Origin of the sequence: Actinoplanes philippinensis (genome assembly GCF_900113015.1) — a bacterium.
In the GTDB taxonomy this organism is placed as follows: domain Bacteria; phylum Actinomycetota; class Actinomycetes; order Mycobacteriales; family Micromonosporaceae; genus Actinoplanes; species Actinoplanes philippinensis.
Genome location: NZ_FONV01000017.1, coordinates 147,226 through 161,488, shown reverse-complemented (window position 1 = coordinate 161,488; position 14,263 = coordinate 147,226). Strand labels below are relative to the sequence as shown.

General features: G+C 68.4%; 17 protein-coding genes. 9 read left to right on the top strand and 8 right to left on the bottom strand.

Annotated features, from left to right (window positions below; translation table 11 throughout):
- Nucleotides 1-29 precede the first annotated feature (29 nt).
- From BM290_RS37955 to BM290_RS48780, 3 genes are all read right to left on the bottom strand, one after another.
- On the bottom strand, nucleotides 30-317 hold the full coding sequence (locus BM290_RS37955; protein ID WP_093620787.1) for a DUF6959 family protein: 288 nt from the start codon (nucleotides 315-317) through the stop codon (nucleotides 30-32).
- Nucleotides 318-1,072: 755 nt separating this feature from the next.
- The gene (locus BM290_RS37950) at nucleotides 1,073-1,543 is read right to left on the bottom strand and encodes a hypothetical protein (RefSeq protein WP_093620786.1); all 471 of its coding nucleotides are present in this window, start codon (nucleotides 1,541-1,543) and stop codon (nucleotides 1,073-1,075) included.
- 197 nt (nucleotides 1,544-1,740) lie between these two features.
- On the bottom strand, nucleotides 1,741-1,917 hold the full coding sequence (locus BM290_RS48780; protein ID WP_177320067.1) for a hypothetical protein: 177 nt from the start codon (nucleotides 1,915-1,917) through the stop codon (nucleotides 1,741-1,743).
- A 595-nt stretch (nucleotides 1,918-2,512) separates the two neighbouring features.
- On the opposite strand from BM290_RS48780, the gene BM290_RS37945 reads away from it, so the two are divergent.
- Entirely contained in the window at nucleotides 2,513-3,181 is a 669-nt protein-coding gene (locus BM290_RS37945) for a DUF6461 domain-containing protein (protein ID WP_093620785.1), read from the top strand.
- A gap of 94 nt (nucleotides 3,182-3,275) precedes the next feature.
- A complete protein-coding gene (locus BM290_RS37940) occupies nucleotides 3,276-3,791 on the top strand; it encodes an NUDIX domain-containing protein (protein WP_177320066.1) in 516 nt (171 codons plus the stop codon).
- On the opposite strand, the gene BM290_RS37935 is transcribed toward BM290_RS37940, so the two are convergent.
- A complete protein-coding gene (locus BM290_RS37935; protein WP_239143890.1) occupies nucleotides 3,677-4,081 on the bottom strand; it encodes a hypothetical protein in 405 nt (134 codons plus the stop codon). The two genes, BM290_RS37940 and BM290_RS37935, sit on opposite strands and share 115 nt — an antisense overlap.
- Nucleotides 4,082-4,531: 450 nt before the next feature.
- On the opposite strand from BM290_RS37935, the gene BM290_RS37930 reads away from it, so the two are divergent.
- On the top strand, nucleotides 4,532-5,092 hold the full coding sequence (locus BM290_RS37930; RefSeq protein WP_093620832.1) for a YbaK/EbsC family protein: 561 nt from the start codon (nucleotides 4,532-4,534) through the stop codon (nucleotides 5,090-5,092).
- Between the two features lie 29 nt (nucleotides 5,093-5,121).
- Here BM290_RS37930 and BM290_RS37925 read toward each other — a convergent pair whose 3' ends face one another.
- From BM290_RS37925 to BM290_RS37910, 4 genes are all read right to left on the bottom strand, one after another.
- On the bottom strand, nucleotides 5,122-5,763 hold the full coding sequence (locus BM290_RS37925; RefSeq protein ID WP_093620783.1) for a DsbA family oxidoreductase: 642 nt from the start codon (nucleotides 5,761-5,763) through the stop codon (nucleotides 5,122-5,124).
- Nucleotide 5,764: 1 nt separating this feature from the next.
- Nucleotides 5,765-6,208: a SufE family protein gene (locus BM290_RS37920; RefSeq protein ID WP_093620782.1), complete on the bottom strand. Its 444-nt coding sequence runs from the start codon at nucleotides 6,206-6,208 to the stop codon at nucleotides 5,765-5,767.
- A 211-nt stretch (nucleotides 6,209-6,419) separates the two neighbouring features.
- Nucleotides 6,420-6,812, bottom strand: coding sequence for a CBS domain-containing protein (locus BM290_RS37915; RefSeq protein ID WP_093620781.1), 393 nt, complete (start codon nucleotides 6,810-6,812; stop codon nucleotides 6,420-6,422).
- A 34-nt stretch (nucleotides 6,813-6,846) separates the two neighbouring features.
- Nucleotides 6,847-8,580 (bottom strand): proline--tRNA ligase, encoded by a 1,734-nt coding sequence (locus BM290_RS37910; RefSeq protein WP_093620780.1) that lies wholly within the window; start codon nucleotides 8,578-8,580, stop codon nucleotides 6,847-6,849.
- A gap of 142 nt (nucleotides 8,581-8,722) precedes the next feature.
- Here BM290_RS37910 and BM290_RS37905 point away from each other — a divergent pair, with 142 nt between their 5' ends.
- The 6 genes from BM290_RS37905 to BM290_RS37880 all read left to right on the top strand — a co-directional run bounded on the left by BM290_RS37905 (nucleotide 8,723) and on the right by BM290_RS37880 (nucleotide 14,075).
- Entirely contained in the window at nucleotides 8,723-9,622 is a 900-nt protein-coding gene (locus BM290_RS37905; protein ID WP_093620779.1) for a sulfurtransferase, read from the top strand.
- Between the two features lie 92 nt (nucleotides 9,623-9,714).
- Nucleotides 9,715-10,290 carry an RNA polymerase sigma factor gene (locus BM290_RS37900; protein ID WP_093620778.1) on the top strand — a complete coding sequence of 192 codons (576 nt, stop codon included), beginning with the start codon at nucleotides 9,715-9,717 and terminating at the stop codon, nucleotides 10,288-10,290.
- The gene (locus BM290_RS37895; protein WP_093620777.1) at nucleotides 10,287-11,120 is read left to right on the top strand and encodes an anti-sigma factor; all 834 of its coding nucleotides are present in this window, start codon (nucleotides 10,287-10,289) and stop codon (nucleotides 11,118-11,120) included. The genes BM290_RS37900 and BM290_RS37895 overlap by 4 nt, the downstream gene beginning before the upstream one ends.
- Complete coding sequence (locus BM290_RS37890) at nucleotides 11,117-11,977, top strand: ABC transporter ATP-binding protein (protein ID WP_093620776.1); 861 nt, start codon at nucleotides 11,117-11,119, stop codon at nucleotides 11,975-11,977. Before BM290_RS37895 ends, BM290_RS37890 begins: the two co-directional genes overlap by 4 nt.
- On the top strand, nucleotides 11,974-13,452 hold the full coding sequence (locus BM290_RS37885) for a hypothetical protein (RefSeq protein ID WP_093620775.1): 1,479 nt from the start codon (nucleotides 11,974-11,976) through the stop codon (nucleotides 13,450-13,452). Before BM290_RS37890 ends, BM290_RS37885 begins: the two co-directional genes overlap by 4 nt.
- A complete protein-coding gene (locus BM290_RS37880) occupies nucleotides 13,449-14,075 on the top strand; it encodes a hypothetical protein (RefSeq protein WP_143134069.1) in 627 nt (208 codons plus the stop codon). The genes BM290_RS37885 and BM290_RS37880 overlap by 4 nt, the downstream gene beginning before the upstream one ends.
- Nucleotides 14,076-14,263 lie beyond the last annotated feature (188 nt).

Genomic DNA, 14,263 nt, shown 5'->3' with positions numbered 1-14,263 from the left:
CATGCCGAGTTGAGTGCGTCGCAAGAACCTCAGTCGGCGGCTTGATGGGAGTAAGGTCGCCGGATCCCATTGGCTTCCAGCGCCTCCTCGTAGAAGCGCAACACACTCGCCATTTCCTTGACGGCGTCTTCAAGATCGCCCCATGAGTCAGCGTCATCCCGAGCATCGTGTAGCCGGCTCACGGCATCCTGGAGCTGGCGGTACAACTCGGCGAAGGTGTCGCCTTGGACGTGAACTCCTGGGAATGCCCGGCCATCCAGCTGTGTCACCGCAAAGTTCCCGCGACGAGCCAAGACCCGCGCATGCTCCTCATCCACCTGCTGATCATCGCACCAGGATGCGACATCCTGGTGTCAGGACGAGGTTCACTCAACTGCCGCGAGTCGCGCGTTGCCACCCAGCGTCCGCATTTGCGCAATCGCTATCTGAGGCGCTTTCGTCGTGCAGCCAGTCGTTGCAGGAGGTCCGCGTATGCCTCTTGGGGCGAGTCTCCGCCGCCGGTCTCGTCGGCCCGTTCCGCGAAGAAGCCGGCGCACGTCGCGTCATCGGCATTCCAATCAGGCGACAGATCCTCTGGCCAGCACGCGAAAGCTACCCAGGTCCCGGGCTCATAGAGCCCGCCGTAGCGCGCTCGAACAATCGTCACCCGCTCTGGGTTGTAATCCACGCGTTCCACAATGCCAGATCCGATATGACCGGCTTCGTGGACTTGGCGCGAGCTGCACTCTCCTGCCGCTAACAAAGCGCGTTGTCGACACCTGCACCAGGTCAGACGCGTGTCTGTCGGGTGGGTCGTGCAGGCTCACATTGACCCTTCGTACTGCCGAGTTGTGCTGTTATGGATCAAGGCGCCGCGCAAGCGCGGCGCTGGCCGGATGCGCTCGGCCTGCTGGCGGGCTCCGCCCGGCATCGGCCGGCGCACCGGCCACTTCTCATTGTGTCCGGTGTTGATCTGGGCGAGAACGGCGACCTGACCTGAACGACGGGCTGCACGCGCCGAGACGCCAGCAACGCTGAGTCGTTACCGCCGATGGTGGATAGAACCGTATCCACAGTTCAGCGCTGGGTCTTCTTACGCTGGTGCTGTCTGCTGCCGTGCCAGATGCTCGACGAACTCGGCTGTGATCGCGTCGGCTGTGGCGACCAGATCGGTCATCAGCTTGTCAGGATGGGCTTCTTCTGTCTCTCGTGCTTCGTACAGCTTGACCGTGATCAGGGCGTTCCCGATGCGGATCGTCTGCCTCAGTTCGTCGACCTCCGGCGGCACCCGGTCATCGCCAGCGTCGACGATCACGACAGCGGCGCCGGACGGCGTCGTGCGTTCGGCGGCCCGGACCGCACCCGAAGGATCCGTTCGTGCCATGTTCAGGGACTGGTCGCGAGTTTTAGTGAAATCACGCTCGGCATATTCGTACGCGGTGTCGTGGGGTGTCGAACCGTCCAGATGGATGCGGATGTTCACGGTGACCCATGGAGCACCTGTCGGTGGGCGCCAGCCGCAGTCGACCCAGTCGATGATGGCGCTCTTCTCCGGGAGGAGCATCCATTGGCCCGTCCGGGACCCGGTGAATCTCGTGGACTCCGGAGAACTGAGAACCGGGCACTCCGTTCCCAACGATGAAAAGTACGAAGGCAGGCTGGTCGTCGTCGACGACGACGCTGGGTTGGGCTGTTCATGGGCGGTGCAGCCTGTTAGGGCCCCCAGTGCCACCCCCACAGAGAATATCGACCAGTACCGAATCATGCCGGAATTCTATCGATGGTCCGCTTGTCGATGGACACCGCGGCCTGCTCGTCAACGAACAGCCGATCGCGCATCCGGCGACCCACTTCTAGCGCCCACGAACCACCAACTTCGAAGACCATCGGTACGAATGATTCACGAAGGTAGCGTGCTGCCGCACGCCGAATGGTCACCGTGAAGTTGCTGCCGCGCCGCTTCGCGGCTTGCCACCGGGAATGGTGGTTCTGGTGGCGAGTGGTGCCGGGGCGCTGCGCGACGCAGGGCTAACCGTGCCACAAGATCAACGGGACCACATCGGGACCACATGAGCCCGCAAAGTGCTGTCAGACGTCAGAAGATGATCTAAAGGAACGCCAGCTCAGGGGATGATTTGACCGTACCTTGATCCATGATCTTGGATTGGGGGTTCAAGTCCCCTGGGCTCCACCACCCATTCTCGAACGCCGTCCGGATGCCGGGCGGCGTTTCTTGTTCCCGAGCCGGTTCTCGTGCTTCCTGCCCGAGGGCCCCTCCGCTTCTCGTTCGGAGGCTTCAGCTTTCTTGTCCATGGGGGCTCAGCCTTGTTCCATGGGGGCTCAGCGCAACGGTGAAGGCCTGGCGGCCGCCGGCCCTGCAGTCGGGATACCGGCAGGGCACTCCGGCTCGCAGCGGGCCCTGTCGGCCGGAAACTGCGAAAAATCTCGTCGCGCCTGCTCACTCACCGTGGAATGGCAGGTGTCAACCATGACGGGGGCGTTACGCACCTTCGATCTTTGATCTACTAGGTAGGTGAAACGCCGCTCGGTCCTGCTCCTTCCGCCGCTTGCCGCCCTCGCCGGGTGTGGTTCACCCGGTGTCGCCGAGCCGCGTCCGTCCACCGCCGCCCCGCTGGACTACAGCTGGCCGGATCGGCATCCCGGCCTGACGAGCGGGTTCTGTTTCACTCTGGTGCGCGGGATCACGCCGTACCCGCTCATTGAGAAACTGCACGGCGAGGAGCTGGAACGGGTGGAGTGGCCCCGGGTCCTCGGGCCGGGCGACGGCGAAGCCGGAGTGCGGACCAGGTTCTTCGTCGGCATGATCCGGACCGGCAACTGGACGGTCGTCGTGGAGGACAACGGCTCCCTTGGCGTCACCCCGCAGATCGTCCAGCCGCTGTCCGCCAAGCGGTGGGTATTCGGATACCGGGGTGGGGGCGGAAAACCGGGGCGTCTCATGATCTACCGTGACGGAGATCTCGCACTTGATCTCGACACCTCGGCTCCGGAGCGCGCCATCGGCAGCAAGGTCGACGAGATGCGGCCGGATCTGCTGGCAGCGGGCTTGTCCGGCAAGAACGGGCCGGCTGAACCGACGCCGGCGGCGCTCACCTTCCTCGCCGCCCGCACCCATATCAAGCTTGCTGAGGAATGGCTGAAGACTTTGTCATATCTGCTGGTAGCCGTTCCGAAGCCATAGATGTGTATTCGACCGTTAACGGTATGTGCCGGGTTATCCACAGAGGAATGACGAGAGCCTGCGCGGCACCGTTCATGCGGTTAGCCTGCATGTCGTGGATGAACGAAGACGGGCCGCCGCCGTGATCGTCCGAGACGGCCGTGTGCTGATGGTGCACGAGCGCAGCCGGCGATCCGGTGGCGGAGAGTGGTGGACCCTTCCCGGTGGCGGCCTGCGCCCCGGTGAGACGGCCGAGGAGGCTCTGCGGCGCGAGGTCTTCGAGGAGACCGGCCTTGTTGTCAGCAACGCCCGCTATGTGCTTGAGATGCCCTACCCGTCGGGCATGACGTCGGTCTTCGCGGTGACCGTCGCCGACGGCGAGCCGCGGGTCGGGCGAGATGACGGCTTCGGGCCCGAGCAGCTCGGGGTCGACTGGCTGCCGGTGCCCGAGCTGCCGATCGAGACCAACGGTGTGCCGGTGCCGCCGTTGATGGTGGTGCTGCCGACGCTCGACGGTCAGACCGACGGGGTCGAGTCCGCGAGCGGATCCCTCGCATCGACGGCCGGTGCGGGGGCGGGCGCCGGACGCGACGGGGACGTGACGGCCCGGCGGCGTTCCATGACGAAGTAGAAGCAGGCCGCGGTGTATCCGGCGGCCAGCAGGGCGCTGATGGCGCGCACCGGCAGTGCTGGGAACGGGGTCGTGGTGGTGGCGGCCGCGATGAGTGCCCAGCAGCCCAGCAGGATGGTGTTGACGGTGTCCGTGTGATACCAGACAACCTGCGATCGGCGGCGGGCCTGACGCTGGATCTCGACGACGAGAGCGTGCGCCATCACCAGTGCCAGCAGGCCCAGCAGCAGGACGGCGAAGATCGAATGATGGCCGCCGGAGACGGCTACCAGTGCCGTGGCGCCGGTCATCAACGCGAGGCCACTGACGGTCCCTACGCGCGCTTGCCGACGATCCTCCACAACCCCTGACGGTCGGCATGATCCGGTCGAATCTGAGCGCTTTCGCGGCTCTTTCTGGCGTGGGGCGCTGTCATGGCTGTGGAAATGGCTGCGTCTGGTGCTTTTCAGGACTACTGTCCGGTGGGCGTTATCGTCTCTTGCCGCCGGGGCGCTGTTGAGCGCCATGACAATTGATTCATTACTGTCGATATTGTCGCGCGATGTAGGTGTTCCTTCGGCGTGGAACGGGCGTTGTGTAGTGGTCCTGGCTCGCTGCGACCTTGGCTGGTGCCTGTGCGTTGTCTCGGTTGTCGGTGTAACCATTTCCCATCGGGTTGTTCCTCGGTTCGGTCACTGCCGTGATCCGAGCCGGTGGTCCGGCGTGCCGTGATCAACGGCGTGGGTGAGGATGGCGAGATGATGGGAAGCCTCCAGACCGAACCCGCCCAGTCCCGACCTGATCTGCTCGCCCCGCCGGTCGCCAAGGCGCTGGCGGTCTGGCCGCCCGAGGGGCCCATCGACGCCGACCAGGTGCTGGTGGCGCCGATCGATCCGGGGCTGGCGGACACCGCGGCTTTCTGTGAGGCGTACGGTGTGAGCCTCGCCGAGTCCGCCAACTGCGTGATCGTGGCCGGCAGTCGGAGCGGGGTCACCAGATACGCGGCATGCATCATCCTCGCCACCACCCGGGCCGACGTGAACGGTGTGATCCGGCGGCATCTCGACGTGCGTAAAGCCAGCTTCGCGCCGATGGACGAGGCGGTGTCGCTGACCGGGATGGAGCATGGCGGGATCACCCCGATCGGGCTTCCGGTCGACTGGCCGATCCTCGTCGATTCCCGTGTCGTGGCCGCGCCGCACGTGATCATCGGTTCGGGTGTGCGGCACAGCAAGATCGCCATTGCCGGCCCGGCTCTCGGCGCTCTTCCCGGTGCTGAGGTCATCGACGGCCTGGCTCGTCCGGCACCTCCAGTATTGTGACGATCATCTATGTCGTTTCACGTGAAACGTCATAGACCGGCGTTGGCGCTCTCGCGACGGGCTATCTCTTCAAGGGCGGACAGCAGAGTCGCGGTGTCGTGAGCGCCTGGGAGGGCGTACTTCCCGTCGATCACGAACGTCGGGACGCTGCTGATGCCGAGCGCCCGGGCCTCCTCGATGTCGGTGTTGACCGCGATGGTGGCAGCCTCCGACTCGAGGTGGGCCAGCGCAGCCGCGGAGTCCAGCCCGATCGAGCCGGCGACCCCGGCGATCGCCAGTAGGGAGCCGATGTCGATGCCCTCCGAGAAGTGGGCCCTCTGCAGCGCATCGAGCATGTCGGCCTGCCGGTCCTGTGTCGCGGCCCAGGCGATCAGCCGGTGTGCGGCGAACGTATTGGCGGCGACAGCCCGATCGAAGTCGAGCCTCAATCCCTCACTCGCGGCCATCGCCGTCACTCGCGTGAACAATTCCTCGGCGCGCTCCGGCCCGCCGAGCGTCTCAGTCATCACCTGCCTGACCGGGATTGGCTCGGGGACCGGTGCGGCGTTCAGCTGGTAGGCCCGATAGGTGACCGTCACGGCGCCGTCGAACAGCCGCAGCGCCCTCTCGAGTCGTGCCTTGCCGATGTAGCACCACGGGCAGGTCACATCGGACCAGACCTGAATGTCCACGTCACCCCGCCTGATGCGGAACGACCTGCTCGGCGACCTGACGCTTGAGCCGGGCCAGGATCGCCGTGCCCCCGCGCACCCGCAACGGACTGATCGCCTGCGCCAGACCCATCCGAGAATAAAGATCATCGGGTACGGCCAGAACCTCCGCCGCTGACGCCCCCGCCAAGCCCTCCGCCAGGATGCCGGCGAACGCGCGCGTGGTCGGCGCCTCGGGCGGGCAGTCGAACAGCGACGTCACGCTGCCGTCCGGCTGCACGATCGCCTTGAGGAAGAACTGGGTCTGACACTCCGGGACCTGCTCCATGCCCTCATGGCCGGCCAGCTCCGCGGGCAGCGGTGGCATCGCATCGGCGAACTCGAGCAGCATCTCGAGCACGACGTCACGAGGTGCGGTCGCGAACTCATCGACGATCTCAGCAAGCTTCGGCGGCATGTCACTCACACCATCGACCCTACGCGCCGATCTCCGGACCACCCGCCGTGCGCTGCCTCACCCCGCCGGATCCCGTGGCATGCGGCGGGCGCCCGCGTCGGCAGGAGCGGCGGGCAGCCGGCGGTAGGGGCGCCGAGTCATGCATCCCGGAACGGCAGCAGGCCCGTGGAGGCGGGAGTGGCGGGCTCGTGACGGTAGGGAGTAGGGCGGCGGGCCCGGGTCAGGCGGCGGCTGAGGAAGTCGGCAGCAGTGCTATGTCGCTGAGACTCAGGATGCCGACCAGCTTGCGGTCGGCGTCGCAGACCAGGAGACGGCGGACGCCTCGATCTCGCATGGCCTGCACCGCCTCCTCGACCGTTGCGCTCTGCTCGATCATCAGCAGCTCGCGGGTGGCGATCGCGCCCAGGGTCGTCGTGGCGGGGGAGAGCTTCTCGGCGATCGCCCGGACCACGATGTCCCGGTCGGTGACGATGCCGGCCATGGCTGGGCCCTCGGTGACGACGACATCGCCGATGCCCTGGTCGCTCATCACCTGAGCGGCCTCGACGAGCGGAGTGTCCTCGGGAAGGTAGATGACCCGCCGCGTCATCGCGTCCGCGACCAACCTGACCATTGCTCTGCTCCTCGCCCGCCGTTGCCTCACGGGGTTACCCGAGCTCCGTCGTGATTACACCAGCCACGTCCACAAGGGGCACTTCCCTCCGGTCCTGTGTACGCCGGTCGCGTACTTCCACGTACCCCTCGGAAAGACGGCGGCCGACCACGACGCACCGGGAGATGCCGATGAGCTCGGCGTCGGTGAATTTGACGCCCGCCGAGACGTTGGGCCGGTCGTCGACGAGGACCCGCAGCCCGGCCCGCGACAGTGAGCCGGCAAGGGTGAGGGCCGCCTCGACCTGGCCGTCCTTGCCGGCCGCGACGATGTGCACGTCGGCCGGGGCGATCGCGGCCGGCCAGGTGAGCCCGCGATCGTCGTGGTGCTGCTCGGCGATGGCCGCGACCGCCCGGGACAGGCCGATCCCGTAGCAACCCATGGTCGGTCGGGCGGGCTTGCCGTCGGCGCCGAGCACGTCGACCTTGAAGGCGTCGGTATAGCGGCGGCCGAGCTGGAAGATGTGCCCGATCTCGATGCCTCGGCGCATCGTGAGGCTGCCGTCGCCGCAGGCCGGGCAGGTGTCGCCGGGACGGACCTCGGCCGCCTCCACGGTGCCGTCGGGTGTGAAGTCGCGCCCGCAGACCACGTCGGTGGCGTGTTTGCCGGGCTCGTTGGCGCCGGTCAGCCAGGCGGTGCCTGGCGCGACGCGAGGATCCGCGAGGTAACGGATCTTGATGTCCTGCGGCCCGATATAACCTTTCACCAGGTCGGGACGGGAGTCGAAGCCGTCGAAGAGGACCGCGGTCGCCGGGGCCAGCGCCGCGTTGAGCCGCTTGAGGTCGACCTCACGGTCGCCGGGCAGGCCGATCGCCAGCAACTCGGGCTCGCGGCCGGGATGCTGCACGGTGACCACCACGTTTTTCAACGTGTCCGCGGCGGTCCAGTCGGTGCGGCCGCCGAGCGCCCGGGTGTTGGCGAGGTCGACGAGGGAGGCGATGGTGGGCGTCTCGGGAGTGTCGTGCACGGCGAGCGGGGGCGCGGTCACCTCGCGGGCGGGCGGGGCCGGGGTGACGACCGCCTCGGTGTTGGCCGCATAGTCACAGGCCGTGCAGCCGACGTAGGTGTCCTCGCCGACCTCGGCCGAAGCCAGGAACTCCTCGGACGCCGAGCCGCCCATCGCACCGGACACGGCAGAGACGATCGTGTGCTCCAGGCCGAGCCGCGTGAAGATCCGCTGGTAGGCGGCACGCATCCGGGCATATGCCTCGACCAGGCCGTCGTCGGTGAGGTCGAAGGAATAGGCGTCCTTCATGAGGAACTCGCGGCCACGCAGCAGACCGCCCCGCGGGCGTGCCTCATCGCGGAACTTCGTCTGGATCTGGAAGAGGATCAGCGGAAAGTCCCGATAGGACCCGGTCATGTCCTGTACGAGAAGCGTCACCATCTCCTCGTGTGTGGGCGCCAGCAGATGATCGGCGCCGCGCCGGTCCTTCAGCGTGAAGATGTCGTCGCCATACTCGGTCCAGCGGCCGCTCGTCTCGTAGGGCTCTCTGGGCAGCAGCGCGGGGAACGAGATCTCCTGGCCACCCGCTGCGGCCATCTCCTCCTGGACGATCGCGGCGACCCGATCGAGGACCAGCTTGCCGAGCGGCAGCCAGGTGTAGCCGCCCGGAGCGGCGCGACGGACGAACCCGGCGCGCACGAGGAGGCGGTGACTCGGCACCTCCGCGTCCGCCGGCTCCTCACGCAGGGTCTTGAGCAGCAAGGTGGACATCCGAAGCAACATGGAGCGAGCCTAGGCACCGGGTACGACGAAATCATCCGGTTATCCACATGTCACCAGCGTCACGGTCCGGGACCCGGCGGCAGAGCCCGGCGATCCGTGGCCTGGCCGCGATCGGCTGCGGATTAGCGCTAGCGTGACAGGCATGTCCGTTCCGAACGATCCGGCGCAGGCGCTTCAGGCGTACGCGCACCCTGACAAACTGGTCACCACCGAGTGGCTCGCCGCGAATCTGGACACTCCCGGCCTGGTCGTCGTCGAGTCGGACGAGGACGTGTTGCTCTACGACACCGGCCACATCCCCGGCGCCGTCAAGGTCGACTGGCACCTGGAGCTGAACGACCAGGTCAGCCGGGACTACCTGGACCCGGCGGCGTTCGCTGAGCTGTGCGCGGCCAAGGGCATCGGCCGCGACGACACGATCGTCTTCTACGGCGACAACTTCAACTGGTGGGCGGCGTACGCGCTGTGGGTCTTCAGTCTCTTCGGCCACCGCGACGTGCGGCTGCTTGACGGCGGCCGGCAGAAGTGGGCGGCCGAGGGCCGTCCCCTGACCAGGGAGAAGACGGTCCGCCCGGCAGCCGACTATCCGACACCGGTCCGCAACGACGCCGAGATTCGCGCCTTCCGTGACCAGGTGATGGGCCACATCTCCACCGGGCGGCCGCTCGTCGACGTGCGCTCTCCTCAGGAGTACACCGGTGAGCTCACTCACATGGAGGCTTATCCACAGGAGGGCGCGCTGCGCGGCGGGCACATCCCGGGCGCGGTGAGCAAGCCGTGGAAGTCGGCGGCCAACGAGGACGGCTCGTTCAAAGCGCACGACGAGCTGATCAAGATCTACCGGGACGAACTGGGGCTGGAGACGGCGGACGACATCATCGCGTACTGCCGGATCGGTGAGCGGTCCAGCCACACCTGGTTCGTGCTGCGGCACCTGCTCGGTTATCCGCAGGTCCGTAACTACGACGGCTCCTGGACCGAGTGGGGCAACCTGGTCCGCGCCCCGATCGCCAAGGGGACGGAGCCCGGCGGGCTCAGCTGATCTCACACCTGTCCTTCTCTGGCGGCGCCGCTTTTCCACAGGCGGCGCCGCTTTCGTGAACCAAATCCGGGGCCGTCGGCGATAGTCCAGATGTGCGACGGAGAAGACAGCGACCGATACCCCCGGTCAGCGAGCAGAGCAGCGATGCCGAGCTGCTGCAGGCCATCGCCGCCGGGCAGACGGCGGCGCTGCGCCTGCTGCACCACCGGCACGCCGGCTGGCTGCGCGCCCGGCTGCGACGGCGCTGCAGTGACCCCGATGCGGTCGACGCCGCGATTCAGGACACGTTCGTCGCGGTCTGGAAAGACTCCCATCGGTATGAGGAGACGACCGCCGACGCCGCTGCCTGGCTCTGGACCATCGCCGTCCGGCGACTCCTTTCCACGTTGCGCGGGCCGGCCCACCGCTGGCTGAGCGGCCCCACCGACGAGATCCCCGACACCGCCACCACCCCGTCCGCCGAAGAGCTGGTGCTGCTCGGTGTCGAGCACGGTGCCCTGGGCCCGGCCCTCGACCGGCTCTCCCCCGAGCTCCGCCGGCTCATCGAGGCCACCGCGCTCGACGGGCTCTCGGTTCGGGAGGCGGCAAAACTGCTCGGCATCGCCGAGGGCACCGCCAAGACACGTCTCATGCGCGCCCGGACCCGGCTGAGGGAGCTGCTGACATGACCACCGACTGGCATCTCGACCCAGGCCTGATCGAGCAGTATGAGACCGGTGCTCTCGAGCCGAGCCGGATCATGGCGGTGGAGGCGCACCTCCTGGCCTGCGCCGACTGCCGGGCGCTCATCCCGGCCGACGACGCCTGGCTGGCCGACAGCTGGTCGGCCGTCTACGACGACATCCATGCCCCGCCGGTCAGCCCGATCCAGCGGCTTCTCGCCCGTGCCGGGCTGCCCGAGCACCGCTTCCGCCTGCTCACCGCCACCCCGGCGCTGCGCTGGTCGTGGCTGCTGGCGACGGCAGCCGTGCTGATGCTCGCGGTCGCCGCCGCCCGGTTCAGCGGCGACGGCACCCTGCTGATCGGCCAGGCGTTCCTGATGGCGGCGCCGATCCTGCCGGTGACAGCGGTCTCCGGTGCCTACGGTCCACCCGCCGACCCGATGCACGAGATCACCGGCACCACGCCGGCCGCGGGTCCGGCGCTGGTGCTGTGGCGGGCCGTCTCGGTGATCGGAGTGGCCGTCCTGATGGCGACCGTCGCGGCGGTCCTGCTGCCCGGCCCGGGGTGGTATGCGGCGGCCTGGCTGCTGCCCGCCCTGCTGCTCTGCACCGGCACGCTGGCGCTGGCCACCGTCGTGTCGCTGCCGACCGCCGCCGCGGTTCTCGGCGGGCTCTGGGTCACCGGCGTGCTGGCCGCCGTCGGCACGAGTCAGGAGCAGGTCGTGGCATCGATGTTCGGTCCCACCGCACAGCTGGCCTACCTACTGTCCGCGGCCCTCGCTGCCGCCGTTCTGATCCTGCGGCGCCGCCGCTTCGACCTCGGGGAGAGCCGATGACCACCGTCACCGTTCAGGGCCTGGGCAAACACTACGGGGCGACGGTCGCGCTCGATGCCGTCGACCTGACGATCGAGGTCGGGGTGACCGGTCTCCTCGGGCCGAACGGCGCCGGCAAGAGCACCCTGCTGCGCTGCCTGGCCACGGCGATGGCCCCCGATGACGGGACGATCCGGGTGGGAGGGCTCGACCCCGCCGTGGCGGCACAGCGGACCGAGGTGCGACGGCGGATCGGCTATCTGCCGCAGAATCCCGGGCTGTATCCGAACTTCACGGCGTACGACCTGCTCGACTACGTCGCCGTGCTGAAGGAGATGACGGACAGCCGGCGGCGTAAGGCCGAGGTGCGGCGTGTGCTGGACGAGGTCGAGCTCACCGATCGAGCCAGGACCAAGGTTCGCAAACTGTCCGGCGGCATGCGTCAGCGACTCGGCCTCGCCCAGGCGCTGCTCGGTGACCCGGAGCTGGTGATCCTCGACGAGCCGACCGTGGGGCTCGACCCCGAGCAGCGGATGTTGTTCCGAGCCTTGATCTCCCGGCTCGGGGAGCGGCGGACCGTGCTGCTCTCCACCCACCAGACCGAGGATGTCGGCGCCCTGTGCGAGCGGGTCGTGGTGATGAGCGGCGGCCGGGTGGTCTTCGACGGCAGTCCCCGCGAGCTGGCCGTGATCGCCGAGGGGCAGGTGTGGCTCTCCGAGCGGCCACCGGTGGGCAATGCGGCGTACTGGCGGAATGCCGACGGCTTCTATCGGACGATCGGGCGGCAACCGGATGGTGCCGAGGCGGCCAGGCCGTCCATCGAAGATGGGTATCTGCTGTTGCTCGGTAACGCGGTGACCACCGAGGTGGCCCGATGACCGCCATCATGGAGCGTTCCGCGCATCGGGTTCCCACCCCGCTGGCGGCGACGACGGCACTGGGCCGGGCCGAGGCCGGTCGGTTGGTGCGAAGCCCGTTCTACTGGGGCGGGGCGCTGCTGGCGACGGCTCTCGGCGTCGCCTGGTCCTGGACGAGGATGCCCACCTGGGCCACCTTCGCGGAGAACAGCGGCATGAGCTCCCTGGTGCTGGCAGCGGGCTTGCTGATCGCTACCCAGCTGGCCGCCGGCCGGGATCAGCGGGCCGGTGCCGAGGAGAGCACCCGGACCATGCCGGCCGGTCCCGCCCGCCGAGGGCTCGCCATGCTGGTGTCGGTGCCGATCGCGGTGGCGACCGGCGCGGCGGTTCATCTCGTGTCGTTGCTTCTCCTGCTCCCGGCCTGGCCGGTCGGGGAGTTGGACCCGTGGGCCTCCGCCGTGGTGTTGCTGATCCCACCCATCGGCGCGGTCATCGGCGCCCTGGTGGGTCGCGTCTTCCCCGGCGTGGCGGCCGGGCCGCTCACCACCGCCGCGCTCTGCGCCATGCTGATCGCACTGCTGGCGCTGCCCAACTATCCGCAGGACTACGCCTCGGCGCTGTGGCCGGTTCCCGAGCCGTCGTGGGAGGTCGGAGCGCCCCGGCCGACCGGATGGCATCTGCTCTATCTGCTCGGCGTGCTGGTCGCGCTGGCCGCCGCCGTAACTTGGCGGGCATGGCCCAGGGCGTCGGTGACTGTGCTGATCACGGCCGTGGCCTGTGCCGGTGTGGCGGCGGAGCGGCAGACCGCGGCGGAAACACAGGTCATCAGCATGGACCTGGTCAACCAGTACACCGGGCCGGCGGTTCTGACCTGCCAGACGCATGACGAGGTCCGCTATTGCGCACTGCCGCATTACGAGGGCTGGATCGAGTATTGGCGCGAGGCGGTGGAGCCGGTCGCGGCACATCTGCCCGCCAATGCGCCCCGGCCCACGGTCAGGCAGATCGGCATGGCCTATGACCGACAGCCGATTACTCCCGGCATCCCGGAGATCATCGCCTCTGACTCGTGGGGCCGCACCGGGAGATGGGCGGCCGATTCGCGGACGAGGATGACCCGTGACTACGTGGGCGCCGCCGTCGGGCTTTACACGGACCTGCTTCTGTACTCCGACTGCGACGCCACCGGCCAGCACCGCACCGCCGCCGGGCTGTGGCTGCTCGCCCAGAGCCTGCCCGACGGCGTCGCCCAGGTGCGCAGAGGCGAGCTACGGATGCCCCGGGTGCGGTATGGCCAGGCGGAGCTGGCGGCAGCCGTGGCTCTGCTGGACCGGCCGTATGCCGAGGTCGCCGCTTATCTGGCGCAGCACTGGACGGAGTTGCGTGACCCGTCGTCGACGGCCCTGGCCGGGCTCGGGGTGACGCTGACCCCTCCGACGCTGCCAACGGCTGAGTCGCAGGGCGAGTCCCGCGGTGAAGGTGGTGTCTGCCGATGACGGTCAGGCTGCTCATTCCTCACCTGGCGCGTGCGGTGCCGTGGTGGCCGTTCGGGGCGGCCGTGGTCCTGGCGGTGCTGGCTCAGGTGTCGGTCTTCGCCGACGAACCGCTCGGCTGGGCGGTGCTGTCCGGATTGTGGCTGGCCGCGGGAGCGCTCGGCGCCGGAGCTGGGTTCGCTCTGCCGGATCTGATGGGGTCCACAGTGATCACTCCGGTGCCCCGGTGGGTGCGGCAGTGGCTGCGGATCGGATTGGTGCTGCTGCCGGCGGTGCTTGTTTGGGTGCTGATCTACGTCGGCGTGCGGGAGGCCGTCGAACCGGAACTCACCTGGCCGGAGGGGTTCGTGATCCTCCAGGCGGCGGTGTGTGGGTTGTTGCCGATCGCGGCCGCGGCGGTCGGGGCCCGTCACCGGGACACGGCGACCGGCGCTCTGGCCGGGCCGGCGGTGCAGGGAGTGTTGCTGGTGGGGAGCCTGTTCTTCGCCGGGCAGGAATCACCATGGGCGATGCCCGGACCCGCCGGTTGGACCGCGGCGCAGCATGGCTGGCCGGTCGCCCTGGTGCTGGCCACGCTGATCCTCCTGCTGGCCAACCGCGAGTCGCCGAGCCCAGCGAGCGCCTGACAGTCAGCGGCGACGAGGGGCGGCAGCGGCTGGAGGTGGTGGCTGATGTGGGGCGGCGAGGTAGACGGCAGCCTAGCGGCTGGCTGTGCGGCGAGGTGGATGGCAGCGCAGTGGTCGGCGGTGCGGCGAGATGGAGGGCAGGGAAGCGGCTGGCTGTGCGGCGAGGTGGATGGCAGCGCAGTGGTCGG

Excerpts from the sequence above, each read along its gene's own strand:
- BM290_RS37930 (WP_093620832.1), top strand. The coding sequence starts at position 4,532 with ATGGGAAGCCTCCAGACCGAACCCGCCCAGTCCCGACCTGATCTGCTC.
- BM290_RS37950 (WP_093620786.1), bottom strand. The coding sequence starts at position 1,543 with ATGCTCCTCCCGGAGAAGAGCGCCATCATCGACTGGGTCGACTGCGGC.
- BM290_RS37885 (WP_093620775.1), top strand. The coding sequence starts at position 11,974 with ATGACCGCCATCATGGAGCGTTCCGCGCATCGGGTTCCCACCCCGCTG.
- BM290_RS37910 (WP_093620780.1), bottom strand. The coding sequence starts at position 8,580 with ATGTTGCTTCGGATGTCCACCTTGCTGCTCAAGACCCTGCGTGAGGAG.
- BM290_RS37915 (WP_093620781.1), bottom strand. The coding sequence starts at position 6,812 with ATGGTCAGGTTGGTCGCGGACGCGATGACGCGGCGGGTCATCTACCTT.
- BM290_RS37935 (WP_239143890.1), bottom strand. The coding sequence starts at position 4,081 with ATGACCGGCGCCACGGCACTGGTAGCCGTCTCCGGCGGCCATCATTCG.
- BM290_RS37905 (WP_093620779.1), top strand. The coding sequence starts at position 8,723 with ATGTCCGTTCCGAACGATCCGGCGCAGGCGCTTCAGGCGTACGCGCAC.
- BM290_RS37895 (WP_093620777.1), top strand. The coding sequence starts at position 10,287 with ATGACCACCGACTGGCATCTCGACCCAGGCCTGATCGAGCAGTATGAG.
- BM290_RS37880 (WP_143134069.1), top strand. The coding sequence starts at position 13,449 with ATGACGGTCAGGCTGCTCATTCCTCACCTGGCGCGTGCGGTGCCGTGG.
- BM290_RS37890 (WP_093620776.1), top strand. The coding sequence starts at position 11,117 with ATGACCACCGTCACCGTTCAGGGCCTGGGCAAACACTACGGGGCGACG.